Origin of the sequence: Streptomyces sp. NBC_01017, assembly GCF_045162795.1 — a bacterium.
Classification (GTDB): Bacteria; Actinomycetota; Actinomycetes; order Streptomycetales; family Streptomycetaceae; genus Streptomyces; species Streptomyces machairae.
On sequence record NZ_CP108683.1, the window covers coordinates 4,144,143 to 4,169,074 of the forward strand.

26 protein-coding genes are annotated in these 24,932 nt (G+C 71.7%); 8 read left to right on the forward strand and 18 right to left on the reverse strand.

Going from position 1 to position 24,932, the window contains the following annotated elements; all coding sequences use genetic code 11:
* Positions 1-688: 688 nt before the first annotated feature.
* The gene (locus tag OG331_RS18680) at positions 689-1,660 is read right to left on the reverse strand and encodes an anti-sigma factor family protein (protein WP_406197601.1); all 972 of its coding nucleotides are present in this window, start codon (positions 1,658-1,660) and stop codon (positions 689-691) included.
* Entirely contained in the window at positions 1,657-2,355 is a 699-nt protein-coding gene (sigE, locus tag OG331_RS18685; RefSeq protein WP_406197603.1) for an RNA polymerase sigma factor SigE, read from the reverse strand. Before sigE ends, OG331_RS18680 begins: the two co-directional genes overlap by 4 nt.
* Positions 2,356-2,590: 235 nt before the next feature.
* Here sigE and OG331_RS18690 point away from each other — a divergent pair, with 235 nt between their 5' ends.
* Positions 2,591-3,289, forward strand: coding sequence for an O-methyltransferase (locus tag OG331_RS18690; protein ID WP_406210110.1), 699 nt, complete (start codon positions 2,591-2,593; stop codon positions 3,287-3,289).
* Positions 3,290-3,478: 189 nt separating this feature from the next.
* Here OG331_RS18690 and OG331_RS18695 read toward each other — a convergent pair whose 3' ends face one another.
* Both OG331_RS18695 and OG331_RS18700 read right to left on the reverse strand, forming a co-directional pair.
* Positions 3,479-3,646: a DUF3117 domain-containing protein gene (locus tag OG331_RS18695; RefSeq protein WP_003966491.1), complete on the reverse strand. Its 168-nt coding sequence runs from the start codon at positions 3,644-3,646 to the stop codon at positions 3,479-3,481.
* A gap of 146 nt (positions 3,647-3,792) precedes the next feature.
* A complete protein-coding gene (locus OG331_RS18700; protein ID WP_406197605.1) occupies positions 3,793-3,957 on the reverse strand; it encodes a hypothetical protein in 165 nt (54 codons plus the stop codon).
* Positions 3,958-4,022: 65 nt separating this feature from the next.
* Between OG331_RS18700 and OG331_RS18705 the strand changes: the two genes are divergently transcribed.
* A complete protein-coding gene (locus tag OG331_RS18705) occupies positions 4,023-4,826 on the forward strand; it encodes an enoyl-CoA hydratase/isomerase family protein (RefSeq protein WP_406197607.1) in 804 nt (267 codons plus the stop codon).
* Positions 4,827-4,919: 93 nt separating this feature from the next.
* Here OG331_RS18705 and OG331_RS18710 read toward each other — a convergent pair whose 3' ends face one another.
* Both OG331_RS18710 and OG331_RS18715 read right to left on the reverse strand, forming a co-directional pair.
* Positions 4,920-5,507: a DNA-3-methyladenine glycosylase I gene (locus OG331_RS18710; protein ID WP_406197609.1), complete on the reverse strand. Its 588-nt coding sequence runs from the start codon at positions 5,505-5,507 to the stop codon at positions 4,920-4,922.
* Entirely contained in the window at positions 5,504-5,854 is a 351-nt protein-coding gene (locus OG331_RS18715) for a DivIVA domain-containing protein (protein WP_406210113.1), read from the reverse strand. Before OG331_RS18715 ends, OG331_RS18710 begins: the two co-directional genes overlap by 4 nt.
* A gap of 146 nt (positions 5,855-6,000) precedes the next feature.
* Between OG331_RS18715 and folP the strand changes: the two genes are divergently transcribed.
* Positions 6,001-6,861: a dihydropteroate synthase gene (folP, locus tag OG331_RS18720; protein ID WP_328879489.1), complete on the forward strand. Its 861-nt coding sequence runs from the start codon at positions 6,001-6,003 to the stop codon at positions 6,859-6,861.
* A gap of 167 nt (positions 6,862-7,028) precedes the next feature.
* On the opposite strand, the gene OG331_RS18725 is transcribed toward folP, so the two are convergent.
* Both OG331_RS18725 and dapE read right to left on the reverse strand, forming a co-directional pair.
* Positions 7,029-7,787, reverse strand: coding sequence for a TIGR00730 family Rossman fold protein (locus OG331_RS18725; protein ID WP_362380688.1), 759 nt, complete (start codon positions 7,785-7,787; stop codon positions 7,029-7,031).
* A gap of 173 nt (positions 7,788-7,960) precedes the next feature.
* Positions 7,961-9,040 (reverse strand): succinyl-diaminopimelate desuccinylase, encoded by a 1,080-nt coding sequence (dapE, locus tag OG331_RS18730; protein ID WP_406197613.1) that lies wholly within the window; start codon positions 9,038-9,040, stop codon positions 7,961-7,963.
* A 92-nt stretch (positions 9,041-9,132) separates the two neighbouring features.
* On the opposite strand from dapE, the gene OG331_RS18735 reads away from it, so the two are divergent.
* Positions 9,133-10,110, forward strand: coding sequence for a heavy metal transporter (locus OG331_RS18735; protein WP_406197615.1), 978 nt, complete (start codon positions 9,133-9,135; stop codon positions 10,108-10,110).
* 374 nt (positions 10,111-10,484) lie between these two features.
* Complete coding sequence (locus OG331_RS18740; RefSeq protein WP_406197617.1) at positions 10,485-10,949, forward strand: ATP-binding protein; 465 nt, start codon at positions 10,485-10,487, stop codon at positions 10,947-10,949.
* A 151-nt stretch (positions 10,950-11,100) separates the two neighbouring features.
* Here OG331_RS18740 and OG331_RS18745 read toward each other — a convergent pair whose 3' ends face one another.
* Positions 11,101-12,195 (reverse strand): bifunctional succinyldiaminopimelate transaminase/glutamate-prephenate aminotransferase, encoded by a 1,095-nt coding sequence (locus OG331_RS18745; RefSeq protein ID WP_406197619.1) that lies wholly within the window; start codon positions 12,193-12,195, stop codon positions 11,101-11,103.
* 118 nt (positions 12,196-12,313) lie between these two features.
* Complete coding sequence (fdxA, locus tag OG331_RS18750) at positions 12,314-12,634, reverse strand: ferredoxin (protein WP_007495984.1); 321 nt, start codon at positions 12,632-12,634, stop codon at positions 12,314-12,316.
* A 140-nt stretch (positions 12,635-12,774) separates the two neighbouring features.
* Here fdxA and OG331_RS18755 point away from each other — a divergent pair, with 140 nt between their 5' ends.
* Entirely contained in the window at positions 12,775-13,767 is a 993-nt protein-coding gene (locus OG331_RS18755; protein ID WP_406197621.1) for a GNAT family N-acetyltransferase, read from the forward strand.
* 39 nt (positions 13,768-13,806) lie between these two features.
* Entirely contained in the window at positions 13,807-14,658 is an 852-nt protein-coding gene (locus OG331_RS18760) for a transglutaminase-like domain-containing protein (RefSeq protein WP_365060886.1), read from the forward strand.
* A 130-nt stretch (positions 14,659-14,788) separates the two neighbouring features.
* Here OG331_RS18760 and OG331_RS18765 read toward each other — a convergent pair whose 3' ends face one another.
* From OG331_RS18765 to OG331_RS18800, 8 genes are all read right to left on the reverse strand, one after another.
* Positions 14,789-15,403, reverse strand: coding sequence for a response regulator transcription factor (locus OG331_RS18765; RefSeq protein WP_406197623.1), 615 nt, complete (start codon positions 15,401-15,403; stop codon positions 14,789-14,791).
* The gene (locus tag OG331_RS18770; RefSeq protein ID WP_406197625.1) at positions 15,400-16,569 is read right to left on the reverse strand and encodes a sensor histidine kinase; all 1,170 of its coding nucleotides are present in this window, start codon (positions 16,567-16,569) and stop codon (positions 15,400-15,402) included. Before OG331_RS18770 ends, OG331_RS18765 begins: the two co-directional genes overlap by 4 nt.
* Entirely contained in the window at positions 16,566-17,306 is a 741-nt protein-coding gene (locus OG331_RS18775) for an ABC transporter permease (RefSeq protein WP_365060892.1), read from the reverse strand. The genes OG331_RS18770 and OG331_RS18775 overlap by 4 nt, the downstream gene beginning before the upstream one ends.
* Positions 17,303-18,256, reverse strand: coding sequence for an ABC transporter ATP-binding protein (locus tag OG331_RS18780; protein WP_406197628.1), 954 nt, complete (start codon positions 18,254-18,256; stop codon positions 17,303-17,305). The genes OG331_RS18775 and OG331_RS18780 overlap by 4 nt, the downstream gene beginning before the upstream one ends.
* Before the next feature lie 130 nt (positions 18,257-18,386).
* Positions 18,387-20,780 (reverse strand): hypothetical protein, encoded by a 2,394-nt coding sequence (locus OG331_RS18785; RefSeq protein ID WP_406197630.1) that lies wholly within the window; start codon positions 20,778-20,780, stop codon positions 18,387-18,389.
* Positions 20,781-21,029: 249 nt separating this feature from the next.
* Complete coding sequence (locus tag OG331_RS18790; RefSeq protein WP_406197632.1) at positions 21,030-21,431, reverse strand: DUF6113 family protein; 402 nt, start codon at positions 21,429-21,431, stop codon at positions 21,030-21,032.
* Positions 21,428-22,291: an N-acetyl-1-D-myo-inositol-2-amino-2-deoxy-alpha-D-glucopyranoside deacetylase gene (gene mshB, locus OG331_RS18795; protein ID WP_406197634.1), complete on the reverse strand. Its 864-nt coding sequence runs from the start codon at positions 22,289-22,291 to the stop codon at positions 21,428-21,430. Before mshB ends, OG331_RS18790 begins: the two co-directional genes overlap by 4 nt.
* Positions 22,292-22,336: 45 nt before the next feature.
* A complete protein-coding gene (locus OG331_RS18800; RefSeq protein ID WP_328423806.1) occupies positions 22,337-22,531 on the reverse strand; it encodes a hypothetical protein in 195 nt (64 codons plus the stop codon).
* A gap of 175 nt (positions 22,532-22,706) precedes the next feature.
* On the opposite strand from OG331_RS18800, the gene OG331_RS18805 reads away from it, so the two are divergent.
* Positions 22,707-24,821: a prolyl oligopeptidase family serine peptidase gene (locus tag OG331_RS18805; RefSeq protein ID WP_406197636.1), complete on the forward strand. Its 2,115-nt coding sequence runs from the start codon at positions 22,707-22,709 to the stop codon at positions 24,819-24,821.
* The last annotated feature ends 111 nt before the right edge of the window (positions 24,822-24,932 follow it).

Here is a 24,932-nt window from a genome sequence, read left to right on the forward strand (position 1 = left end):
CGCCTCGGGCCGCGCCAGCTCGAAGTCGCCCTCGGCCGAAGCCCCGCCACCACCGTCGCTCACCGCAGGCAGCGCCAGCTCGAAGTCCCCGTCGGTGTCAGCGCCGTGGCCCCGCGCACCGGCGTCTCCGGCAGCCCCGGCCGATGTCCTCGGCTCGCGCAAGTCGTCGGGCGTAGGAGCCGCCCCCTCCGGCTCGGCCGAAGGCCCCTGCGGTCGAGGTCGGTTCCACCACTTCGCCTTCGCGGGCTTCCCCTCGTTCATGCTCTGCTTCCTGCTCACTGCTGACCCGATGCTCGAGTAGGGCGCTCCGCTCCTGGCCGCATCCGAACGGACACGGCCGGCGTCCGGCTGGGCAGCCTCAGCCGATCGGTCGCCACCCCGCAGCCCGTATGTGCCGGCTGTCCAAGGAACCCCGCCCGAACGGTGCCGCGCCGACGGCAGCCGCCGCATGTGGTCCCTGGCTACCCGGCAGGCCGCCACCGGGACATCCCGGCGCCCGAATGCCTACTCGACTCTGCGCTGTCGCACTCAGGTTCCCCCAGGAAACCGGCGACCTCGTGCTACCCCCCATCCGGCACGCGGCGTCAACGGCGGCCGCAGTTCATCCACTCCGCGCCCGGCCCGCAGGCACGGCGCGCGGCCCACCCTGGATTCAATCAGGTTCGTGGGCCGCTGCGCAGAGACCGGGTCAGCGGCCGGTGGCCGGAGGGGCGGAGGGGGATGAGGTGGCGTCGGGGAGGGGTGCGGTGAGCAGGTCGGGGGCCGCTGTGATCGCGGCGGTCGTGGCCCACGAGGTCAGCGCGAGCGGCGAGGTCGCGCCGAGCGGGCGTATCAGCGGGGACATGGCGGCCGCGCCGGCCACCACGGGCGCGGCGAGGGTGTGTATGTCCGCGTCGGCGGCCTGGACCGGCATCCCGGGCAGGAGGGGAGCCGAGACCTCGGTCGGGGCCACGGGGGTGTCGGGCGTCCCGTCACCCTGCCCCTGGGCGAGCAGGGGGCCCACCCCACGGCGGCGCTGGTTCTCCGGTGCCGTCGTGGCGCCCGTGCCCTGGGTCCGCGTCGGCGTCACATTGCTGCCGGTCCCCGAGCCGCCGCGTGCCTCCGCGTCGGTCGGCGCACTGGTCGTGACGCCGCCCAGCGAGATCGCCGCCAGCGACACCGCGCCCGCCGCGACCAGGGCGAACCGCATGCGGGAGGACGCGCGATCGGCGTCATGACGGCCCACGGGGTGGGTGCGGAAGCCGCCGTCGGAGGCGGGGAGCGCCGGGACGGCGTGCGAACGCGACGGGACGTATCCGAACTCGAAGCGGTCGTCCCGCTTCATGCCGAAGGCCCCGGCGCCCGGCCGTCCGGACAGTCCGCCGAATCCTCCCCCGCCCAGCGGCGAGCCACCGCCGTCCAGGTCACCTCCTCCGGGGAGGCCCTGAAGACGGGCCAGGAAACTCTCTGAGGGAGGCGGCGGGGCCGCCTCCGCGAAGACGTTCTTCAGTCGGCGCTGGGCGTCGACCTCCGACTTGCACCTGGCGCAGGTCGCCAGGTGGGCCAGGACGCGCTCGCGCGTCTCATGACCGAGCTCTCCGTCGACGAGGGCGGAGAGTCGGTCGCCAAGGTGCTGCTCGGCGAGGAGCCGTTCGGCGGGGTTGGGTCGGGTTCCACTCACGCGGTCGCGCCCCCTCCCCCCAGTGCAGGCACGCGCGGCACGAAGGAGCGGCGCTCGGCACGCGCCTCCGGCGAACGGTGCGCGAGGGCCTTGCGCAGCTGGGAACGGCCGCGGTGGATACGGGAGCGGACGGTGCCGAGCTTGACTCCGAGAGTCGCGGCGATCTCCTCGTACGACAGTCCTTCGATGTCGCACAGGACGACCGCGGCGCGGAACTCGGGCGCGAGGGTGTCGAGGGCCTGCTGGACGTCCGCGTCGAAGTGCGCGTCGTTGAAGACCTGCTGGGGCGTGGGCTCCTTGCTGGGCAGCCGCTCGGCGGCGTCGTCGCCCAGCGCGTCGAAGCGGATGCGCTGCTTGCGACGGACCATGTCCAGGAAGAGGTTGGTGGTGATGCGGTGCAGCCAGCCCTCGAAGGTGCCCGGCGTGTACGTCGACAGGGAGCGGAAGACGCGGACGAAGACTTCCTGCGTCAGGTCCTCTGCGTCGTGCTGGTTGCCGGTCAGGCGGTACGCCAGGCGGTAGACGCGGCCGCTGTGCGTGCTGACGATCTCCTCCCAGGTGGGCGGAGTCCACGCCTGCCCGTCCGCGTCGGTGGAAAAGGTCGCGGTCTGGGCGTAGCCGTCGGCGTGGCTGTGGTCAGCGGTGTCGTTCACGGATTTCGGCCTACCTGCCGATCCGAGAAAGCGCCGGAGCACTCCTCCCCGATCCACAGGCGCAGCCGCACCTCCCCTGTCGGCTCTGGTGGTGTCCAGTGGAGCCCCTACCATAGCCACCTCGCCCGTTAGCTCCGGATAAGCGGTTTTACGAGAATTTGATCTGGGCTGACACGGCTGGTGGGCCTGCGTCAGCACTTGCTCTCGGCCCTGCTCGTCGTCGTGATCCAACTGTGTCCCCCCGCTCGTCTTCCCACCCCTCTAAACGCCTGGTCCCATCTGCGGGTTCCCGGGCGCAACGGATACAGTCACGCCCAGGCAACCACGGGGACAGGAGAGGGTCATTACCGGCAACCGGCAGACGAGCTGGGCGTTCGCCGACGCCTACGTCGCCGAGGACGACGTCCTGCGCTGGGCCCGTGACCGGGCCCGTGAGGCGGGGCTGCGCTCGGTGTCGCCCGGCACGGGTGCCGCGCTGCGGATGCTCGCCGCCGCGGTGGACGCCAAGGCCGTCGCGGAGATCGGCACCGGTACCGGCGTCTCCGGAATCCACCTCCTGCACGGTATGCGCCCGGACGGCGTGCTGACCACGGTCGACCCCGAGCCCGAGCACCAGCAGTTCGCCCGCCAGGCCTTCCGGGCCGCCGGCTTCGCCAGCAACCGCGCCCGCTTCATCCCGGGCCGCGCCCTGGACGTCCTGCCCCGCCTCGCCGACGCCGGTTACGACCTCGTCTTCTGCGACGGCGACCGGCTGGAGTTCCTCGACTATCTCGCTGAATCGTTGCGCCTGCTGCGTTCGGGCGGCCTCGTCGTCTTCGAGGGCGTCTTCGCCAGCGGCCGCACCGTCGACTCGGGCCCGCAGCCCACCGAGGTCATACGGATCCGGGAACTGCTGCGCGCGGTGCGCGAGAGCCAGGAGCTGGTGCCGTCCCTGCTGCCGGTGGGCGACGGGCTGCTCTGCGCGGTCAAGCGCTGACCGCCTGACCGGCCGCCACACACGCCGTATCCCTGCCGGGAATAGCCACGGACCTACCGGGAAGACTGGCGAGCGTGCCGGTAGGACCGACGGACGAACCGAAGAGACTCGCAGAGGTACCGGGGAAAGCAACGACCCCGGCACCATGTGCGGTGCCGGGGTCGCCGAAAGGGTGGGGTCGCTGCCGCGTCAGCCGACGACCTTCTTGAGGGCATCGCCGAGCGCGTCGGCCTCGTCCGGGGTCAGCTCGACGACGAGCCGACCGCCGCCTTCGAGCGGAACGCGCATGACGATGCCCCGCCCCTCCTTGGTCACCTCGAGCGGGCCATCGCCCGTCCGCGGCTTCATGGCCGCCATGCTCGTTCCCCTTCCTGAAACCAGCTCATCGTCAAAGCCGACGGCCCCATGGAGGGCACGCGCGTCGGGTATGGGACACGCGACACCGGCATCGAACACATTGCTTCCAAGCCATTATCCCGCATCTCAGGACCCGATGACCAACATCAGTCGGCATCGCTTGGGCAACGCGCGCGAGCAAAACCACTCAATTCGGCGATGTGACTGCGATACTGCTCCGCCGCACGCGCTTCGGCCGAACGGAACCTGACACAAATTCTTTGACGCAGGTCACACGTCCGGTCGGGGCCGTTGCCGATGATCTCCGCCATGCTGTCCTTCAGACAGGTGCGTACCGACGAGTACGCCCGAGCCGCCACACCGGAGGGGATACGCCATGGCCGACACCGTGCTCTACGAGGTGAGCGACGGGCTCGCGACGATCACGCTGAACCGCCCCGAGGCGATGAACGCGCTGAACATCGAGACCAAGGTCGCCCTGCGGGACGCGGTCCAGGCTGCGGCGGGCGACGACGCCGTACGAGCCGTACTGCTGACCGCGGCCGGGGAGCGGGCGTTCTGCGTGGGGCAGGACCTCAAGGAGCACATCGGGCTGCTGATCTCCGACCGGGAGACGGGTTCGGGGCAGACGATGAGCACCGTGCGGGAGCACTACAACCCCATCGTGCGGGCGCTGGCCGGGATGTCGAAGCCCGTGGTCGCCGGGGTGAACGGGGTCGCTGCCGGAGCCGGCTTCGGGTTCGCGCTGGCGGCGGACTATCGGGTGGTGGCCGACACGGCGGCCTTCAACACATCCTTCGCGGGGGTCGCGCTGACCGCCGACTCCGGGATCTCGTGGACGCTGCCGCGGGTCGTCGGACCGGGCCGCGCGGCGGACCTGCTGCTCTTCCCCCGCACCATCAAGGCGCAGGAGGCGTACGAGCTGGGGATCGCGAACCGGTTGGTGCCCGCCGCGGAGCTGCGGGCCGAGGCCGAGAAGGTTGCGCGGGCGCTCGCCGGGGGGCCGACCGTGGCCTATGGGGCGATCAAGGAGGCCGTGGCGTTCGGGCTGTCGCACTCACTCGAGGAGACCCTGGAGAAGGAGGACGAGCTGCAGACGCGGGCCGGGTCTTCCGAGGACCATGCGATCGCGGTGCAGGCCTTCGTCAACAAGGAGAGGCCGAAGTACTTGGGCCGATGAGCTCGGGGCGGTTGCGCCGTCGGGGTCTGCGGGCTCGTGGGGGGCTGGTCGCGGCCACGCGGCGGAGCCCGCACATCGACACAGCCCGCGCCCCTAGACGGTGATTCTCGCGACGCAGGTTTCCAAGTGATCGTCGACCAGACCGCACGCCTGCATCAACGCGTATGCCGTCGTCGGTCCTACGAAGCGCAGGCCCCTCTTCTTCAGGGCCTTGGACAGGGCAGTCGACTCCGGGGTGACCGCCGGGACGTCCGCGACGCTCTTGGGGGCCGGGCGCGTGGTCGGGTCCGGGGCGTGGGACCAGATCAGGGCGTCCAGGTCGCCGGGGGCCCAGTCGGCCAGGACGCGGGCGTTGGCGACGGTCGCGTCGATCTTCGCCCGGTTGCGGATGATGCCCTCGTCGGTGAGGAGGCGGTCCTTGTCGGTGTCCGTGAAGGCGGCGACCTTGGCGATCTCGAAGCCCGCGAAGGCGGCTCGGAAACCCTCGCGGCGGCGCAGGATCGTGATCCAGGACAGGCCCGACTGGAAGGCCTCCAGGCTGAGGCGTTCGTAGAGGGCGTCGTCGCCGTGGACCGGGCGGCCCCACTCCTCGTCGTGGTACGTCACGTAGTCCGGGGTGGACAGGGCCCAGGGGCAGCGCAGGGCGCCGTCCGGGCCGGCGAGGGCCGTGCCGTCACTCATTGCTGGTCCTCCTGGGCGGGCTTGTCCATCGACACATGACCGCGCGAGGCCTGCGCGCCGGACAGGGCGGACTCCAGGTCGGCGATACGGGCGTCGCGCTCGGCGAGCTCGGCGCCGAGCCGGCTGAGGGCGTCGTCGACGTCGGCCATGCGGTAGCCGCGGGCGGCGAGCGGGAAGCGGAGGGTCTCGATGTCCGCGCGGTCGACCGGGCGGTCCAGCGGCAGCAGGTCCTGCAGGCGCTCGGGCGCCGCCTCGGGCAGCGGGCCGTCGCTGTCGCCGCCGCCCACCACGGCGAGTGTCACCGCGGCGACCACGACGGCCAGCGCGACGACCAGGAACAAGAACATAACCATCGCTGCGGGCCCCCACGGTCGGTTTATGCGAGCGGTCGAGTGTGTCAGTGTCCGATCGTGCCATGCGACTCTGACAGTTAGGGTCGCAGGCGGCCCAAAGGGCGGGACGTACCAGGAAACACAAGGAGAGGTCACAGGGGATGCTCAGGCTGGGCAGGCGTGAGTTCGACACGCACGAGCCGGTGATCATGGCGATCGTGAACCGGACCCCGGACTCCTTCTACGACCAGGGGGCGACGTTCCGCGACGAGCCCGCCCTCGCGCGCGTGGAGCAGGCCGTGGCGGAGGGGGCGGCCATCATCGACATCGGCGGGGTCAAGGCCGGGCCCGGCGAAGAGGTGACCGCCGAGGAGGAGGCGCGGCGGACGGTCGGGTTCGTGGCCGAGGTACGGCGGCGCTTTCCGGATGTCGTGATCAGCGTGGACACCTGGCGGGCCGAGGTCGGGGCGGCGGTGTGCGAGGCGGGGGCGGACCTGCTGAACGACGCGTGGGGTGGGGTGGATCCCGGGCTGGCGGAGGTCGCCGCTCGGTACGGGGTGGGGTTGGTGTGTACGCATGCCGGGGGTGCGGAGCCTCGGACCCGGCCGCATCGGGTGACGTACGACGACGTCATGGCCGACATTTTGCGGGTGACTGTGGGGCTGGCCGAGCGGGCGCTGGCACTGGGGGTGCCGCGGGAGTCGATCCTGATCGATCCGGGGCACGACTTCGGGAAGAGCACGCGGCACAGTCTTGAGGCGACTCGGCGGCTCGGGGAGATGGTCGAGACGGGGTGGCCCGTGCTGGTGTCGCTGTCCAACAAGGACTTTGTCGGGGAGACGTTGGACCGGCCGGTGAAGGAGCGGGTGGTGGGGACGTTGGCCACTACTGCGGTGTCGGCGTGGTTGGGGGCGCAGGTGTATCGGGTGCATGAGGTGGCGGAGACGCGGCAGGTGTTGGAGATGGTGGCGTCGATCGCGGGGTGGCGGGCGCCGGCGGTGGCGCGGCGGGGGTTGGCCTAGCCTTCTTCGCCCCCGCCGCCCCTACCCGTCCCGTCCTTGGAGGGGCGCTGCCCCTTCGACCCCGGACCTGGGGGCTGCCGCCCCCAGACCCCCGCCATCGGCCTGAACGGCCTCGTCCTCAAACGCCGGACGGGCTGGATTGCCGGGACCGGTGCCGATGCCCAGCGCTAGCGCCCCGCCTCCTTCGACACCAGTGCCACCGCCTCGTCCACGTCGTCCGTGACGTGGAACAGGAGCAGGTCCTTCTCCGAGGCCTTGCCCTGGGCGATCAGGGTGTTCTTCAGCCAGTCGACCAGGCCGCCCCAGTACTCGCTGCCGAAGAGGACGATCGGGAAGCGGGTGACCTTCTGGGTCTGGACGAGGGTGAGGGCCTCGAAGAGTTCGTCGAGGGTGCCGAGGCCGCCGGGGAGGACCACGAAGCCCTGGGCGTACTTGACGAACATCATCTTGCGGACGAAGAAGTACCGGAAGTTCAGGCCGATGTCGACGTAGGGGTTGAGCCCCTGCTCGAAGGGGAGCTCGATGCCGAGGCCGACCGAGACGCCCTTCGCCTCGCAGGCGCCCTTGTTCGCCGCTTCCATGGCACCGGGGCCGCCGCCGGTGATGACCGCGAAGCCGGCCTCGACCAGGCCCCGGCCGAGGCGGACTCCGGCGTCGTACTCGGGAGAGTCGGCCGGTGTGCGGGCCGAGCCGAACACGCTGATGGCGGCCGGGAGTTCGGCGAGGGTGCCGAAGCCCTCGATGAACTCCGACTGGATGCGCAGGACTCGCCAGGGGTCCGTGTGGACCCAGTCGGAGGGCCCGCCCGCATCCAGCAGGCGCTGGTCGGTCGTGCTCGCCGTCACCTGATCCCGCCTGCGGATCACCGGTCCCAGACGCTGCTCCGACGGTGGCTGCTTCTTCCCCTCGGGGTTGCCGGTAGCCATGTACGCTCCCTCCGCTGCGGGGCCTGCGGTCTTGCAGGTCGTGCAGATGTTGCAGGTCTTTCCACTCAGCGTAGATCCACGCGGGTTACGGACGGGGGACGTGTGCATGTCCGCCATGAAGCGCCGTACCGGCGATCCCCGGGCGCACGCTCATCGCTCGTCCAGCCCGGGTCCTACGCCGTGAGCCACGCCCTGAGCCGCTCCTCCCCCGCAAGGATCTTCGCCGTCTCCACCCGCTCGTCCCGCTTGTGTGCCAAGTGCGGGTTGCCGGGGCCGTAGTTGACCGCGGGGATGCCGAGGGAGGAGAAACGGGAGACGTCCGTCCAGCCGTACTTGGGGCGCGCGGTGCCGCCGACCGCGGCCATGAACGCCGCTGCCGCCGGGTGGGAGAGGCCGGGGAGCGCGCCGCCGCTGTGGTCGTCCACCACGAACTCCTCGACGCCGCAGTCGGCGAAGACCTCGCGGACGTGTGCGATGGCCTCCTCCTCGGTGCGGTCGGGGGCGTAGCGGAAGTTGACGGTGACGACGCATTCGTCCGGGATGACATTGCCCGCCACGCCGCCCGAGATGCCGACCGCGTTCAGGCCCTCCCGGTACTCCAGGCCGTCGATCACCGGGTAACGGGGCTCGTACGACGCCAGGCGGGCCAGGATCGGGGCCGCCGCGTGGATCGCGTTGGAGCCCATCCAACTGCGCGCGGAGTGGGCGCGCTCGCCCGTGGTCTTCAGGAGCACCCGGAGGGTCCCCTGGCAGCCGCCCTCGACCTCGCCGTCCGACGGCTCCAGCAGGACCGCGAAGTCGCCCTCCAGCCACTCCGGACGGGCCTCGGACACGTGCTTGAGGCCGTTGAGGTCCGCGGTGACCTCTTCGTTGTCGTAGAAGACGAAGGTCAGGTCGCGGTTCGGGGCCAGGACCGTCTCGGCGATGCGGAGCTGGACCGCGACGCCCGACTTCATGTCGCAGGTGCCGCAGCCCCACAGGACGCCGTCCGCGTCCAGCCGCGACGGGACGTTGTCCGCGATCGGCACCGTGTCGATGTGGCCGGCGAGGATCACGCGCTCCGGCCGACCCAGGTTGGTGCGCGCCACGACGTTGTTGCCGTACCGGTCGACCGTCAGATGCGGCAGGGCGCGCAGGGCGGCCTCGATCGCGTCCGCGAGAGGCTGTTCCGTGCCGCTGACGGAGGGGAAGTCGACGAGCTGCGCGGTGAGCTTCGCGGCGTCCAGCGTGAGGTCAAGGGAGGTGTCGGCCATGGTGCCGACCCTAACGCGCCGGACCGTCGGGCCGTCGGCCCACTTTCCTCACTCGACCCATACCCCTCGGTAACCTCAGCTACCTTGTAGGCGTGCCAGAGCCGTACCCCTCCTCCAAACGTCGTGGCCGCCTCCTGCGTCGCGGGGCGGCCTTCCTTGTCCTGCTCGCCGTCGCGGGGTATCTCGCGGTGCAGTACGTCACCGGCGGCACGGGCGAGCCGGGCTGCGAGGTCGCTTCGGGCGACGGCGCCGGGGCGCGGTACGAGTTCACACCGGAACAGGCGGTGAACGCGGCGACGATCGCCGCCGTCGGCACCGGCCGGGGGCTGCCCGAGCGGGCCGTGGCGATCGCCCTCGCGACCGCGCTGCAGGAGTCGGGGCTGCGCAACATCGCCCACGGCGACCGCGACTCGCTGGGCCTGTTCCAGCAGCGGCCCTCGATGGGCTGGGGCACCGAGCAGGAGATCATGGACCCGACCTATTCGTCGGGCATGTTCTACAAGCACCTGGTCAAGGTCCGCGGATACAGGGAGATGCCGCTCACCGTGGCCGCGCAGCACGTCCAGCGCAGCGGCTTCCCCGAGGCGTACGCCAAGCACGAGCCGGACGCGACGCTGCTCGCGGCCGCCCTCACCGGGCGTTCGGCGGCCACGCTGACCTGCGAGGGACGCCCCGCCGCCAAGCTGACCACGGGCCCGGACGCCGTGCGGGCCGCGCTCGTACGGGATTTCGGGCGGGACGCGCTGCAGCCGGCCTCTGCCGAGGTGGGTGCCGAGGACGCGACGCCCACGCCAACGCCCACCGCGTCCGGGAGCGGCGGGCAGACCGTCGTGCTGCCCGTGACCGCGGACGGGGGTTCCGGCGCCGGGCGCGGTGTCCGGGAGCGCGGCTGGCAGTTGGCCCACTGGGCCGTGGCCAACGCCTCCGATCTGCACATCAAGCGGGTGTCGTACGCCGGGCGCGAGTGGACCGCCGGGAACACCGACAGCCGGTGGCGTCCGCTCGCGGGGCAGGGCACCGCGGGGGCGCCGAGCAGTCTGGACTCGGTCCGGATCGCGACCATGCCGTAGCAGCCGCCGAGCAGTACACATCGACTGCTACGCGCAGACGTTCGGCGGATCACTCCCGAGGGTTACCCGAGGTGTCGGCCGTCGGTGCCGTGGGCAGGTTTTCGCGCGGACACCCTCGCATCCGTCAAAGGCCTTGAGAATCAAGGGCTGTAAGGATTCGGCAGGGTTTCGGGCGACATGAGTTTTGCCCCTATTTATCCGCAGGCGATAATGCGACGCATTGCCAACTCTTTACGTTGCGCCGCCGCAACCTTCGAGGGCTTCGAGCGGTAGTCACTGCGTCCGAGCCCGGAGATCAACAGCCAGTCGGTCAACTGCCGGGCGTGGTCGGACACTTCATCGTTCTCATCCGACATAACCGTCGAAGGAGCATCATGTCCCTCCCCCTGACCCGCCGGATCGCCCGTGCCGCGCTGCTCGTCGCTGCGGGAGCGGCTGCCGGGGTCGGTGCGGCCGGCTCCGCCAGCGCGGCCCCCGAACTGCCCGACGCCTCCAAGGTCGGCGGGCTGACCGCCCTGGACGGCGCGAGCGTCGTTGACGGCGCGGCCGGCAACGCCACCGGGCTCGCGGGTGGCGCCGTCGACACCGCGGTCGACGGCGCGCTGCCGACCGCGACGAAGGCCAGTGGCAAGGTGACCAAGACCGGCGGCAAGGCCGCGAAGAAGGCGGTGCCGACGGCGACCAAGGCCGGCAGCAAGGTCACGAAGAAGGCGACGCCCGCGGCGCAGGAGACCGCGGGCGGTGTTGCCGGGTCGGTCGGGACCGTTCTCGGTGACGCGGCTGGGTCCGGCGTGCCGGCGACCGGGGCGCTGCCGGTGCAGGGGCTTCCCATCGGCTGACGGTCGGCGTGCGCCTGGCTTGAGCCGACGGGGTTCAGGGAGTCTCCCTGGGCCCCGTCGGCTTTTGCGTGCCGTCACCAGTCCGTCGGTCCGTCGGTAGCGGCGGCGCCGGTCGGCCCACAGGGGTAGCGGCGGGGACCGGCGGCCGTGGTTACGTCAGGCGCTGTACGGCTGCCCGCACGCGTTCGTCCGTTGCTGTGAAGGCGACTCGTACGTGGTGGGCGCCCGCCTCGCCGTAGAAGTCGCCCGGGGCCACGAGGATGCCCAGGTCGGCCAGGGCCGAGACCGTCGTCCAGCAGGACACGTCCTTGGTGGCCCAGAGGTAGAGGCTGGCCTCGCTGTGTTCGATGCGGAAGCCGTGGCGGAGCAGGGCCTCGCGCAGGGCCGTGCGGCGGGCGGCGTAGCGGTCGCGCTGGAGGCGGACGTGTTCGTCGTCGCCGAGGGCCGCGACGACGGCCGCCTGGGTCGGGGCCGACGTCATCATGCCGCCGTGCTTGCGGATCTGCAGGAGGGGCGACAGGACCGCGGGGTCGCCGGCCAGGAACGCGGCGCGGTAGCCGGCCAGGTTCGAGCGCTTGGAGAGGCTGTGGACGGCGACGATGCCGTCGTACGAGCCACCGTTCACGTCCGGGTGCAGGACCGAGACCGGGTCGGCCTCCCAGCCCAGCTCCAGGTAGCACTCGTCGGAGAAGATCAGGATGCCGTGCGAGCGGGCCCACGCCACGATCCGGGTGAGCTCGTCCTTGGACAGGACCTTGCCCGTCGGGTTCGACGGGGAGTTCAGCCAGAGGAGCTTCAGGCCGGCCGGGTCCAGGTCGGTCGGGTCGTCGTAGACCTCGTGGTCGGCGCGGGCGAGGCGGGCGCCGACCTCGTACGTCGGGTAGGCGAGCCGCGGGTAGGCCACCCTGTCGCCGGGGCCGAGGCCCAGCTGGGTGGGGAGCCAGGCGACCAGTTCCTTGGAGCCGACGATCGGCAGGACGTGCCGGTGGGTGACCTCACGGGCGCCCAGGCGGCGCTCCACCCAGCCCGTGATCGCGTCACGCAGTGCCGGGGTGCCCCAGACCGTCGGATAGCCCGGGGAGTCCGCCGCGTCGATCAGGGCCTTCTGGATCAGCTCAGGGACCGGGTCGACCGGCGTGCCGACGGAGAGGTCGACGATGCCGTCGGGGTGCGCGGCGGCCGTCTTCTTGTACGGCTCCAGCTTGTCCCAGGGGAAGGCCGGAAGGCGGTCGGAGACTGCGGACACGGGATCTCGCTCACTTTCTGGTACAGCAGATACGGCAACGCCTCGGTCCCGTACGACGATCAGGGCGATCAGGCCGTACGGGACCGAGGCGGCACGCTGTGCGGGTCGCCGGTGAGGGTTACTCGGCCTGCGGCGGGAGCGCGGCGACGAACGGGTGGTCGCGCTCGATCAGACCCAGCTTGCTGGCGCCGCCGGGGGAGCCGAGCTCGTCGAAGAACTCGACGTTCGCCTTGTAGTAGTCCTTCCACTCCTCCGGAGTGTCGTCCTCGTAGAAGATCGCCTCGACCGGGCATACCGGCTCACAGGCACCACAGTCGACGCATTCGTCCGGGTGGATGTACAAGGACCGCTGGCCCTCGTAGATGCAGTCGACCGGGCACTCCTCGATGCACGCCTTGTCCTTGACGTCGACACAAGGCTGCGCGATGACGTAGGTCACGCTGTCGTTCCTCCTCGATTGGGCGCCGGCGGGCCTCCTCAGGCTCCGCCGCCTGGCGCGCGGGAGCGCGGCGTCGTCGATGCCCGCCCCTAGTATCTCCGTTCTTGGGCATGATCCGAACAGGAGGGGTGAACTGACCTGTGGAAATCTCAGCGACGGGACGCCTTGAGGTCCGTATCACCACTGCTGACGTGGGCAAACGGGTCTCCGTACGCTGCCTGAACGATCCTGCGGCCGAGGGTGAGAAGTTCACCGACACGGTGGGTGTTCTCGCATCATGGGACGACGGTGTGCTGCTGATCACACGGAAGAGTGGCGAGACCGTCCGCATCGCGGAATCGTCGCTGGTGGCGGGGAAGGTGGTGCCCGCCGCTCCGGCCCGGCGCCGAGGGCCCGCCGCCTCGTACGAGGAACTCGCGCACGTCGCCGCGCGCGCGTGGCGGCCCGTCGAGAGCGAGCGGCTCGGCGAGTGGGAGCTGCGCGCCGCGTCCGGGTTCACCCGGCGGGCCAACTCGGTGCTGCCGCTCGGTGACCCCGGCATACCGCTGCCGGCCGCGCTGGACGTCGTACGGCGCTGGTACGGCGACCGTGGGCTCCCCGCCTACGTCCAGACCGCGACCGGGGCCGAGGGCACGCAGGAGCTGCTGTGCGCGGAGCTGGAGCGGCTCGGGTGGGCGCGGGAGGTGTCCGCCGAGATGTGGATCGGGGCGCTCGCGCCCGTCACCGACCGGGACGAGGGCGCCGGAGTGGTGCTGGCCCGGGAGGCGGACGAGGCTTGGCTTGCGCGGTATCAGCGCAAGGGGGTGAGCGAGGTGGCGCTGAAGGTGCTGCGGAGCGGTCCGTCGGTGTGGTTCGCGACGGTTCCGAGTGCGGAGGGTGGTGCGCCTGCCGCGATCGGGCGCTGTGTCGTGGACGGGCGGTGGGCCGGGTTCGCCGCCGTGGAGGTCGATCCGGCGCTGCGGCGGCAGGGGCTGGCCACCCGGGTCATGGCCGCGCTGGCCCGGCAGGCCCTCGACGAGGGGGCGTCGGCGGCGTGGCTGCAGGTCGAGGCGGAGAACGTGGGCGCGCGGGAGATGTACGCCGGGATGGGGTTCGCCGCGCATCATGCCTACCACCACTATCGATCTTCGTGAGCAGTGGTACCGATCGCCGCGAAAGGGCACGAGCCAGCTATGCGTCCCCCCTACCCCCCACCGCCCGAACGCTCCGCCGAGCTGCGCAGGCGGTTCGCCGAAGAGGCGCGGTCCGAGCGGCCCGATCTGTCCATGCTGTGTCTGCTGGTGGGAGCCGAGGCGGACGGGGCGCTGGACGAGTCGGGGATGGATTCCGTACAGGTGGAGCTGGATGCCCTGGCCGGACAGCTGCCGTTCCGCCCGGGCGGGCCGAGGGCGTGGGCCGTGGCCCTGCGGGAGCTGCTCGGCGAGCGGTACGGGTTTCGCGGCTCGGCCGCGGACTATCAGCGGCTGGAGTCGTCGTTGCTGCACGAGGTGCTTCAGCGGCGGCGTGGGCTGCCGATCCTGTTGTCGGTGGTGTGGATGGAGGTGGCCCGGCGGGCGGGGGCCCCGGTGTACGGGGTCGCGCTGCCCGGGCACTTCGTCGTGGGGTTCGGGCCGACCGACGAGCAGGTGCTCGCCGATCCGTTCGACGGGGGCCGGGTGTTGACGGGCGGCGATGCGGAGCTGCTGGTGGCGGGGGCCACGGGGGCGCCGCTGGATCCGTCGATGCTGTCGCCGGCCGATCCGCTGGATGTGGTGCTGCGGATTCTGAACAACGTCCGGGCCTGGGCGGCGACTCGGCCCGAGCGCTCGGATGTGGCGCTGTGGGCGGTGGAGCTGTCGCTGCTGCTGCCGTCGCATCCGGCTCGACTGCGGTTCGAGCGGGCGCAGTTGCTTGTCCAGCGGGGGGACTTCGTCGAGGGGGCCGTGGAGTTGGAGGAGTACGCGGAGTTGATCTGTGCGGTGGATGAGGGGGCGGCGGAGCAGGTGCGGGGGCAGGCTCGGGCCGCGCGGGCGTTGCTCAACTGAGTTCGCCGGTTCGCCGTAGTGGGTTGTGTTGTCAGGCGGGTGCGGGTGTGTCGTGGTTGATCGCGCCCACGCGGCGGAGCCGCACATCGATACAGCCCCGCACCCCTGGGGCGCTGCCCTTGACCGGCGACTACAGCCAGCCCTTCTCCCTCGCGATCCGTACCGCCTCCGCCCTGTTCCGCACCGCCAGTTTCTGGATGGCCGTCGAGAGGTAGTTGCGGACCGTGCCCTGGGACAGGTGCAGGGCGGCTGCCAGTTCGGCGTTCGTGGAGCCGTCCTCCGCTGCCCGGAGGATCTCTCGCTCGCGGTCGGTCAAGGGGTTGGCGCCCTCCGCCAGGGCCGCTGCCGCCAGGGTGGGGTCGATGACCCGTTCGCCTGCCAGGACCTTGCGTATGGCCTCGGCGAGTTGGGCCGCGGGGGCGTCCTTGACCAGGAAGGCGTCGGCGCCGGACTCCATCGCGCTGCGGAGGTAGCCGGGGCGGCCGAAGGTCGTGAGGACAACCAGCTTCACGGCCGGCAGCTCCTTGTGCAGCTGTGCCGCCGCCTCGATGCCCGTCGCGCCCGGCATCTCGATGTCCAGGAGCGCCACGTCCACGTCGTGGTCGCGGGCCGCCGCCAGGACCTCGTCGCCGCGGGCCACCTGGGCGACGACCTCGATGTCCTCCTCCAGGCCGAGCAGAGCGGCCAGGGCCTCGCGGACCATCGACTGGTCCTCGGCGAGGAGGACCTTGATCGTGCGGCTCATGAACCGGATCCTACGTCCGCCGAGATCGCGGCGGCCGGGACGCGGGCGATCAGCCGGAAGCCCTGCCGGGTGCCGCCCGCCTCCAGGGTGCCGCCCGCCTTCTCCAGGCGTTCCGTGAGGCCGGTCAGACCGTGGCCGGGGCCGTTGCCCTGGTCGCCGGAGCCGTCGTCCTCGACGGAGAGTTCGAGGACCGGGCCGTCGAGGGTCTGGCGGGGCAGGACCTCGATCGTGCAGCGCCGGGCCCCGCTGTGCCGTACGACGTTGGTGACCGCCTCGCGCAGGGCCCAGGCGAGGGCCGTCTCGCTGTCCTCGGGGACGCCGGTGAGGTCGGGCTCGGCCGGGAGTCCGGCCGTCACCCCGGCCGCCGTCAGGGCGACCCTGGCGCCCGCCAGTTCCGCCGCGAGGCGCGGGCGGCGGTAGCCCGAGACCGCCTCGCGCACGTCGACCAGGGCCTGGCGGCTGACCTGCTCGATGTCGGCGACCTGGCGGGCCGCCTTGTCGGGGTGGTCGGGGAGCATACGGCCCGCGAGTTCGCTCTTGATGGTGATCAGGGAGAGGGAGTGGCCCAGCAGGTCGTGCAGGTCCCGGGCCAGGCGCAGTCTCTCCTCGTTGGCGGCCAGTTGGGCGACGGTGGCGCGGGCCTCGCGCAGCGCGACGGTCGTGCGGATCAGTTCGCGTACGCCGGTCATGGCGAAGCCGCCCAGCAGGGCCGGGATCAGCAGCCCGGCCAGGAAGGCCTTGCCGCCCGGTGTCGCGAACGCGATCACGGTCATCAGCGCGGACGCGGCCGGGATCGTCCAGCGCGCCATGCGCAGCGGCAGGGCCGCGCCGGACGCGATGGAGACGTACACGAACAGCACCAGCCACTCCCGGCCCAGGGTCAGGGCGAGGAGCGTGGACTGGGCGGCGAGGACGCCGAGCGAGGCGAGCACGACGCCGTTGCGCTCGCCCCGGCCGGTGCGGAAGAGCAGCAGCATGTACCAGGTGACGAACGCGGCGAGACCGAGCCAGCCGAGGATCCGCACGCCCGTGCTGTGACCGCCGTGCAGCAGGTCGTTGGCCGGCGCGCTCAGGTACACCAGCCAGATGCCGGTCCACAGGAGCTTGACGAACCGTTGCCTGCGATTCTCCGGGCGCTGCCCGATCCCGACGCCGGTGCCGCTCACGCCTTCAACGTGTCCTTCCGGTACAGCCAGGCCGCGCCGCCCGTGAACAGCGCGAAGGAGACGACCAGGACGACGAGGTCCTTCGCGTGGGGGGCCTGGCTCTGCTCGATGGCCTGCCCCAGCGCAGCGTACGCGTGCGTGGGCACCCAGGCGGCGATGTCCTGGAGCCACTGCGGGAAGGTCGTCGTGGGCATCCACAGGCCGCCGAGCAGCGACAGGCCGAAGTAGATGATCATCGTGATCGGGCGTACCGCGTCACCGGTCGCGGAGTACCCGATCGCCACACCGAGGGCTGCGAAGACCAGGCTCCCGGCCCAGATCGCACCGGTGAGGGCGAGCCACTGCCAGGCATCCAGTCGTACGTCCTTCACGACGGCGGCGACGACGAAGATGACGACGATCGACGGCAGGCTGACCACGGCGGCGCTCGCGGTCTTGGCCAGCACATACCCGCGGCCCGGCAGGGTGGTCAGCCGCAGTTGCCGTACCCAGCCGCTCTCGCGCTCCTTGGCGATGCGCTCGCTGTTGCCCATCAGGACGGCGGTGAGGGCGCCGAAGGAGGCCATGGAGACCATCATGTAGGTCGGCAGGGTCAGGCCCGTGCCGTCGACCTTGGTCGTGCTGTCGGCGCTGCCCGCGATCAGCAGGAACAGCATCGACGGGTAGAGCACCGAGAAGAACAGGAACTTGCGGTTGCGCAGGGCGCGGGTGAGTTCCAGCCGGATCAGGGCCTTCATGACGTACGTGCCTCCTCGGCGGTGGTGATGGCGACGAACGCCTGCTCGAGGCCGAGCCCGGCGACTTCCAGATTGCGGGGGTAGAGGCCGAGACCGTAGAGGGCGTGGACGGTCGCGTCGGCGTCGGAGGACTGGATGCGGACGGTCCGGCCGGACCCCGCGGCGGAGCCGCTGTGGGACACCGTGAGCGTGGTGAGGAAGGGCAACTCGCGCAGGGCGGCCTCGTCGACGGGGTCGTCGGCCAGGTCGAAGGAGATCCGCCGCGTCCCCGCTTTCGCCTTGATCTCGGCCGCGGTGCCGTCGGCCAGCAGCCGGCCGCGGTGCAGGACCAGCACCCGGTCTGCGATCGCGTCCGCCTCTTCCAGGTAGTGCGTCGCGAACAGGACCGTGCGGCCCTGGTCGGCCTGTTCGCGCATGGTGGCCCAGAAGGCCTGGCGGGTGGTGACGTCCATGCCGGTGGTGGGCTCGTCGAGGACGATGAGGTCGCTGTCGCCGGCCGTCGCGAGGGCGAAGCGGACGCGCTGGGCCTGGCCGCCGGAGAGCTTGTCGACCTTGCGGTCGGCGATCTGCGTGATGCCCGCGCGGGCGAGCACGTCGGAGACCGGGTACGGCCGCGGATGCAGATCGCAGGCCAGCCGCACCATCTCGGCGACCGTGACCTCGCCCATCAGCCCGCCGCTCTGGAGCATGGCCCCCACCCGGCCGGCGACGATCGCCTCGCGCGGGTCGGTGCCGAAGACGCCGACGCTGCCGCTGTCGGGGCGCTTGAGGCCGAGCAGCAGATCGAGCGTGGTGGACTTGCCGGCCCCGTTCGGGCCGAGCAGGGCAACGGTCTCCCCCGGGTGCAGCGCGAGCGTGAGGCCGTCGACGGCCCGTACGTCCCCGTAGCTCTTGCTCACCTGGTCGAATCCGACCACCTCAGTCGTCGTGTTCAACACTGTCGTTGTCATGTGCTCAAGAGTGGCCGCGGGGGCCGGCAGCCCGGCAGTGTCGGCGGTCCTGACTGCCGGATGACAGATGTCATACGACGACCGAAGGGCACCCGGCGAGTGCCGGGTGCCCTTGGTCCGAGCGGCTGCGCTAGCTCGGGTTGGTGTCGATGGTGACGGTGCGCTCCGCCGCCGTCTTGGCGCGCAGCGCCTTGCGCAGGGCGGAGGCGACATCCTGCGGAAGGACGTCGCGCTTGCCGCTCGCGCCGTTGATCTGCACGCCGTCGAAGGTGGCGCCGTAGGCCGCCTTGAGCGCCTTGAGGTCGTAGGTGTCGACGAGCTTGCCGTCGACGGCCTTGGCTCCAAGGATCTTCGGCAGCGACAGGGAGCCGAACTGGATGCTGTGCGCGGCGTCCGTCTGGATCGTGACCTTGTTGGCCATCGCCGGTTCGGCGAACTCCTTCATGAACCGGTCGACCTCGGCGTTCGCGACCGTCGGCTGCTGAGTGGTCGTGGCGACCTGCACCGCGGCGGACGCGCCGGTCTCCACCTGGGTGCGGTAGGCCTCCTGGACCGCCGCGGTGGACCTGGCGACGTCGATGCCCTTGCCGGCCTTGCCGTAGACGGCGACGGCCTTCCCGGACTCGAACTTGATCGTGCCCTCGGTCACCGAGCCGGAGCCGCCGGAGACGTCCTGCAGGGCTGCCTGCAGCTTCTCCTCGTCGGTGGGCATGACCGGGTCGACGACCCGGTGGTTGCCGAAGAGGGAGCCGATGACCGAGACCGGGTTGTAGTCACTGGTCGCGGCCGCGCTGACCGTCTGCTGCATGTCGAACTGCAGCCCGGCCTTGTCCGGCTCCAGCGTGACGGTCTTGCCGCCCACCGACAGTTTCAGCGGCTTGCCGACCTGCTTGTCGAAGGCGTCGTTGAGCTTCTTCAGCGCCTCGTCGCGGGTGCCGCCGCCGATGTCGACGCCGAGCACGCTGGTGCCCTTGGGCACGTCGGAGTGGGCCATCAGCAGGCCGGCGCCGTAGACGCCACCGGCGAGGACGATCACGCCGCCGCCGATCAGGGCCAGCTTGCTGCGGCCCTTCTTCTTGGGCGCACGGGACGACTGGGCCTCCGAAGTGGCGGGTTCCGGCAGCTTCGGGGGTGTGTGCGGCCCGGGTGCGTCGGCGCCGCCCGGCCCGAAGGGCCCGCTCTGGGCGCCGGCGGGGACGACGGGGATGCCGCTGGTGACGGTGTGGCCGGAGACGTTGTCGGCGACGCCGTAGTTCGGGTTGCCGGGCTCGGGAGCCGGCTTCTGCGGAGTGAGGATCGCGGTGTCGTCGCTCATGCCACCGCCGGGGCCACGGCCCGGGACGTGGGGGGCTGCGCCGGGGCCACCGGGTCCGGCGGAAATGCCGGGTCCGGCCGGACCACCGGGACCACCCGGGCCGGCAGGTCCGGCAGGTCCGGGAGGACCACCGGGACCGGACGGGCCGCCACGGCCACTACCGGGACCGCCGGGACCACTCGGCCCGCCGGGCCGACCCGGGCCCGCGGAGATACCGGCACCACCCGGACCGGCGGAAATACCCGAACCGGCCGGACCACCCGGACCGCCGGGGCCGCCGCCCGTGACCGGCGGCAACGCAGGGCCGTCGCCGGTGACCGGACCGGTCGTCGGGCCCGCGGGGCCGTGCGGGCCACCCTGGCCGCCGTGGCCGTTCGAGCCGTTGAAGTCGCTCGGGCCGCCGAAGTCGCCGGCGCCGTCGAAGCTGTTCGGGGCGTTGAAGTCGGCGGACGGATCGAAGCCGCCCGGGCCGCCCTGGGCGCCGTATCCGCCCGGGCCGTTCGGGCCGCCCTGGCTGCCGTAGCTGTTCGGGGTGCCCTGACCGTCCTGGCCGCGGTTGCCGTTCTCCGCGAAGTACGGCAGGTCGTCGCGGCGGGCCTCGCCGCCGGGGCGCGCGCCGTTGCCGCCGCCCAGGGGGCCCGCCGCCAGCGCCTCGGTCACGTCGAAGGAACCGGTGCCGCCGCCGTGCCCCGGAGCCACGGGACCGCCGGTCGCACCGGCGAGCCCGGGGCCGCTCGCACCGCCGGGGCGCGAGCCGCCCGGCACGCTCATCGAGCCGACGACCCCACCGGGCCGCCCGGCACCACCGGTGCCCGGGCCGGCGGGGCCGCCCGCGCCGGGGCCCGAACCGCCGGGCAGACCTGCCCCATTGGTGGACGCGCCGCCCTGACCGCCCTTGCCCCCCGAGGACTTGCGGGGCGCGAACCAGTCGCTCGTCTTCTCCTCCGCCTGCCCCGCGGGCTGGGCCGGGGGGTCGACGGTGCCCGTTGACATGGCGGTGTCGGCGGACGGCGTCGGCGTCTCGGCATCCCTGCCGCCGACGGAGCCGGCGCTCTCGGCGTCCGCGACGGGCTTGCGCACGACGACCGGCGGAATGGGCCGGGACCCGGGAATGTTGATCCGGATCCGTGTCGTCAGCGTGGTCTCGGTCTTGCGTTCCTCCGGCTGCGCGGCCGAACGGCCCGCATCCGCACCGCTGTCGGAAGCCATGGGGGTCCCGTACGGCGGCGTGCCCGAAGGGTATGCGGCTCCGCCGCGCCCGTTGGGCCCGGAGGACGGAGTGTCAGTTTCACGACTCAAGGCAGGTTCTCCCGGTTGGCTCCACCGCCTGTTCGACCTCATTGCTGCGGACGGCTCGGCGGCGCGCACCACCATACTGGCCACTTCCGGCCCGCATCCCACGACCGCCTGGGAAACCCACACGGGACTCGCACGAGTGCGGCGTGGAGAAGTGGTACGTCACTTGGCAAGTCGGACGCCGTCGCCACCCGGTTGCCGCACAGGCGCGAGCGTGGCGCAGATCACAGCCACGGCCATGCCGCCGAGCAGGAAGAGGTAGGAGGCGGCGCCTGTGCCGAAGACGAAGTCGCCTTCGGGGCGGCTGGCGGTGAGCAGGATGACGGTGATCATCCAGCCGCCGGCGGGGGCGACGGCCGCGGCCCGGCTGCCCATCGCCCGGGCGGCGCCCAGGCAGAGCCCGGCCTCGCCCGCGAGGGCGATCAGCAGGCCGCCCGGGAACCACGCGGGCTGCACCAGCGCCCCGGCCACGCCGACGACCGCGCCGAGCACGAAGAGCCCGAGGTGGACGAGGACCCGCAGGGCGGAGGGCCGCTTCAGCGGCTGGGCGAGCATCGAGCTCATGACGCCTCCTCGACGGCGACACCGGCGAACAGATCGGACTCCGCCCGCGCCGCCCTCTCCCCGCGCACCAACTCGTAGTACTCGGTGGTGAAGAGGGGTTGCGCAAGTTCATTGGAGAGCGCGAAGTACGGCTCGGCCACGTCGATCTGCGTGGCGTGCGCCCGCATCGCGGCGGCCTTGGCGGGGGCGTGGGCCGTGCCGTCGATCACGGTGGTGATCCGCTCGTCGTCCACGACACCCGGCACGTCGCCGACGGTGGCGGCCTTGGCGAAGGGCAATCCGGGCAGGTCCGCCTGAAGTCGGGCGAAGGCCTCCTCGGCGACCGTGCGCGGGACGCGGTTCCAGTAGATCTTGGGGATCCGCCACCCGGCGTCGGCGGCCAGCTCGGCCGCGCGCATGGCTACGCGGTGGGCCTGGATGTGGTCGGGGTGGCCGTAGCCGCCGTCGGGGTCGTAGGTGACGAGGACCTGGGGGCGTACCTCCAGGATCACCTCGACTAGCTCCCGGGCCGCCTCGTCGACGTCCGCCTGCCACAGGCTCGCGGGGTCGTCGTTGTCGGCGAGGCCCATCATCCCCGAGTCCTCGTAGCGGCCCCTGCCGCCGAGGAGACGGAAGTCCTCGACGCCGAGCTCGCGCATCGCGGCCGTGAGCTCGCCCAGGCGGTGTTCGCCGAGCTCGGCTCCGGTCAGGTGGTGCAGCTCGGGGGGAATGACCTCGCCGTGCTCACCCAGGGTGCAGGTGACCAGGGTCACCCGGACACCCTCGGCCGCGTACTTGGCCATCGTCGCGCCGTTGTTGATCGACTCGTCGTCCGGGTGCGCGTGCACCAGGAGCAGACGCCGGTCGGGCAGTTCCGTCATGGCCCCAGCCTACGAGGCGGTACCGACAGCACTGCCCGGCACGGCTCAGAACTTGATGCTGCCGATCATGCCCGCGATGTTCGTAGTCAGCTCACTGATGGTGGGAGCGACGGTCGAGGACGCCAGGTAGAAACCGAGCAGCATGCAGACCACGGCATGGCCCGCCTTCAGCCCTGATTTCTTGACCAGCAGGAAGACGACGATCGCCAGCAGCACCACCGCCGAAATCGAGAGTGCCACGGCGGCTCACCTCCAAGAATCCCAGGCGCGGGGGTCGGACTATGGGGGCAGATAAATCCATGCAGCAGCCAGCAGGTTCATACCCACTATGCGCTTGTGATCATAACTATCCGTCCGTGCGCATCGATCGGCGCACAGCCGCACAAGGGGGCGCACTGGCCAATATGGTCGGGGCATGACGACCGAGCCTGTGTCCTTCCCCCGACGGCACGCCCGCACCCAGAGGTTCACCTTCGGCGCACCGCGCGCATTCACGGTGGCGCCCGACGGTTCCCGTGTCGTGTTCCTGCGCTCCACCTCCGGTACGGATCCGGCGAGTTCGCTGTGGGTGCTCGACACCACGGACGGCGGGGAGCGCGTGGCGGCCGACCCGCGCGCCCTCCTGGGCGGCACCTCGGAGGACCTCTCGCCCGAGGAGCGGGCACGCCGCGAGCGCAGCCGTGAGGGCGGCGCCGGCATCGTCTCCCACGCCACCGACGCGGCCGTCGAGTTGGCCTCTTTCGCCTTGTCAGGGCGGCTTTTCACGGCCGAACTGCGGGCCGGTACGGCACGTGAACTCCCGGTCCCCGGACCGGTGATCGACCCCCGCCCCTCCCCCGACGGACGGCACATCGCGTACGTCGCGCAGGGTGCCCTGCGGGTGGTGGGCGCCGAGGGCGAGGGCGACCGTGCGCTCGCCGAGCCGGAGTCGGACGGTGTGACCTACGGCCTGGCGGAGTTCATCGCGGCCGAGGAGATGGGGCGCTACCGGGGCTTTTGGTGGGGTCCGGAGTCGGACCTGCTGCTGGTGGCGCGGGCGGACGACACGCCGGTGCGCCGGTGGTGGATCTCCGATCCGGCGCATCCGGAGCGCGAGCCTCAGCGGGTGGCGTACCCGGCGGCGGGAACGCCGAACGCGGACGTACGGCTGTTCGTGATCGGTCTGGACGGGGTGCGCACGGAGGTCTCCTGGGACCGGGCGCGGTACCCGTATCTGGCGCGAGTGCACTGGTCAGCGGCGGGTGCACCGCTGCTGCTCGTACAGGCACGCGACCAGCGCAGCCAGCTGTTCCTGGCCGTGGACCCGGCGACGGGGGCGACCCGGATGGTGCATGCGGACGAAGATCCACAATGGCTGGATCTTTTCCCTGGCGTGCCCTGCTGGAGCCCGGCGGGCCATCTCGTGCGCATCGCCGACGAGGGCGGCGCGCGGGTCCTCACGGTGGGCGAACGCCCGCTGACCGGACCGCAGTTGCACGTCCGCGCGGTGCTGGACGTCACCTCGGACGACGTGCTGATCTCGGCGTCGGCGGGCGAGGCCGCGGCCGTTCCCGAGATCGGCGAAGTGCACGTGTACCGGGTGAACGAGCTCGGCGTGGAGCGCGTCTCACAGGAGCCCGGCGTGCACTCGGCGGTGCGCGCCGGAGGCGTGACGGTGTTGGCGTCCCATGCGCTTGACCGGCCCGGCGCTCAGATCCAGGTGCTGCGAGACGGGAAGCCGGTGGCGACGGTCCGGTCGTATGCCGAAGATCCCGGTTTGACCCCGCGCGTGACACTCACCGAGGGGGGCGCACGCCGCATCCCGTGCGCCGTGCTTATGCCTCGGGACTACGCCGGTGACACCCCGCTGCCGGTTCTGCTGGATCCCTATGGTGGTCCGCACGCCTCCAGGGTCGTCGCCGCGCACAACGCGTACCTCACCTCGCAGTGGTTCGCCGACCAGGGGTTCGCGGTGATCGTCGCGGACGGGCGCGGTACGCCGGGGCGCTCGCCCGGGTGGGAGAAGGCCATCAAGGACGACATCGCGGCGATCGTGGTGCAGGACCAGGTCGACGCGCTGCACGCGCTCGCCGAGCGGTTCCCGCTCGATCTGACCCGTGTGGCCATCCGGGGCTGGTCCTTCGGCGGTTATCTGGCGGGGCTCGCCGCGCTGCGCCGCCCGGACGTCTTCCACGCGGCGGTGGTCGGCGCGCCGGTCACCGATCTGCGCCTGTACGACACGCACTACCAGGAGCGGTACGTCGGACACCCCGACGAGCAGCTGGAGGTCTACCGCCGCAACTCGCTGATCGACGACTCGGGCCTGGTGGACCCGGCCGAACCGCACCGCCCGATGATGATCGTCCACGGCCTCGCGGACGACAACGTGGTCGTCGCCCACTCCCTGCGCCTGTCCTCGGCCCTCCTCGCCGCGGGCCGTCCGCACGAGGTGCTGCCGCTGTCCGGCGTCACGCACATGACCCCGCAGGAAGCGGTCGCGGAGAACCTGCTGCTGCTCCAGCTGGACTTCCTGCAGCGGTCCCTGGCATAGCGGCTCAAAAGCGCCCGAACTGCGTTAACACGCAGGCAACTTCACCGAAGCGGCACCGATATACGGACGGTGGAGGCTGAACAGCGTACGGCCGTGCGGGTGCCGTAAGCG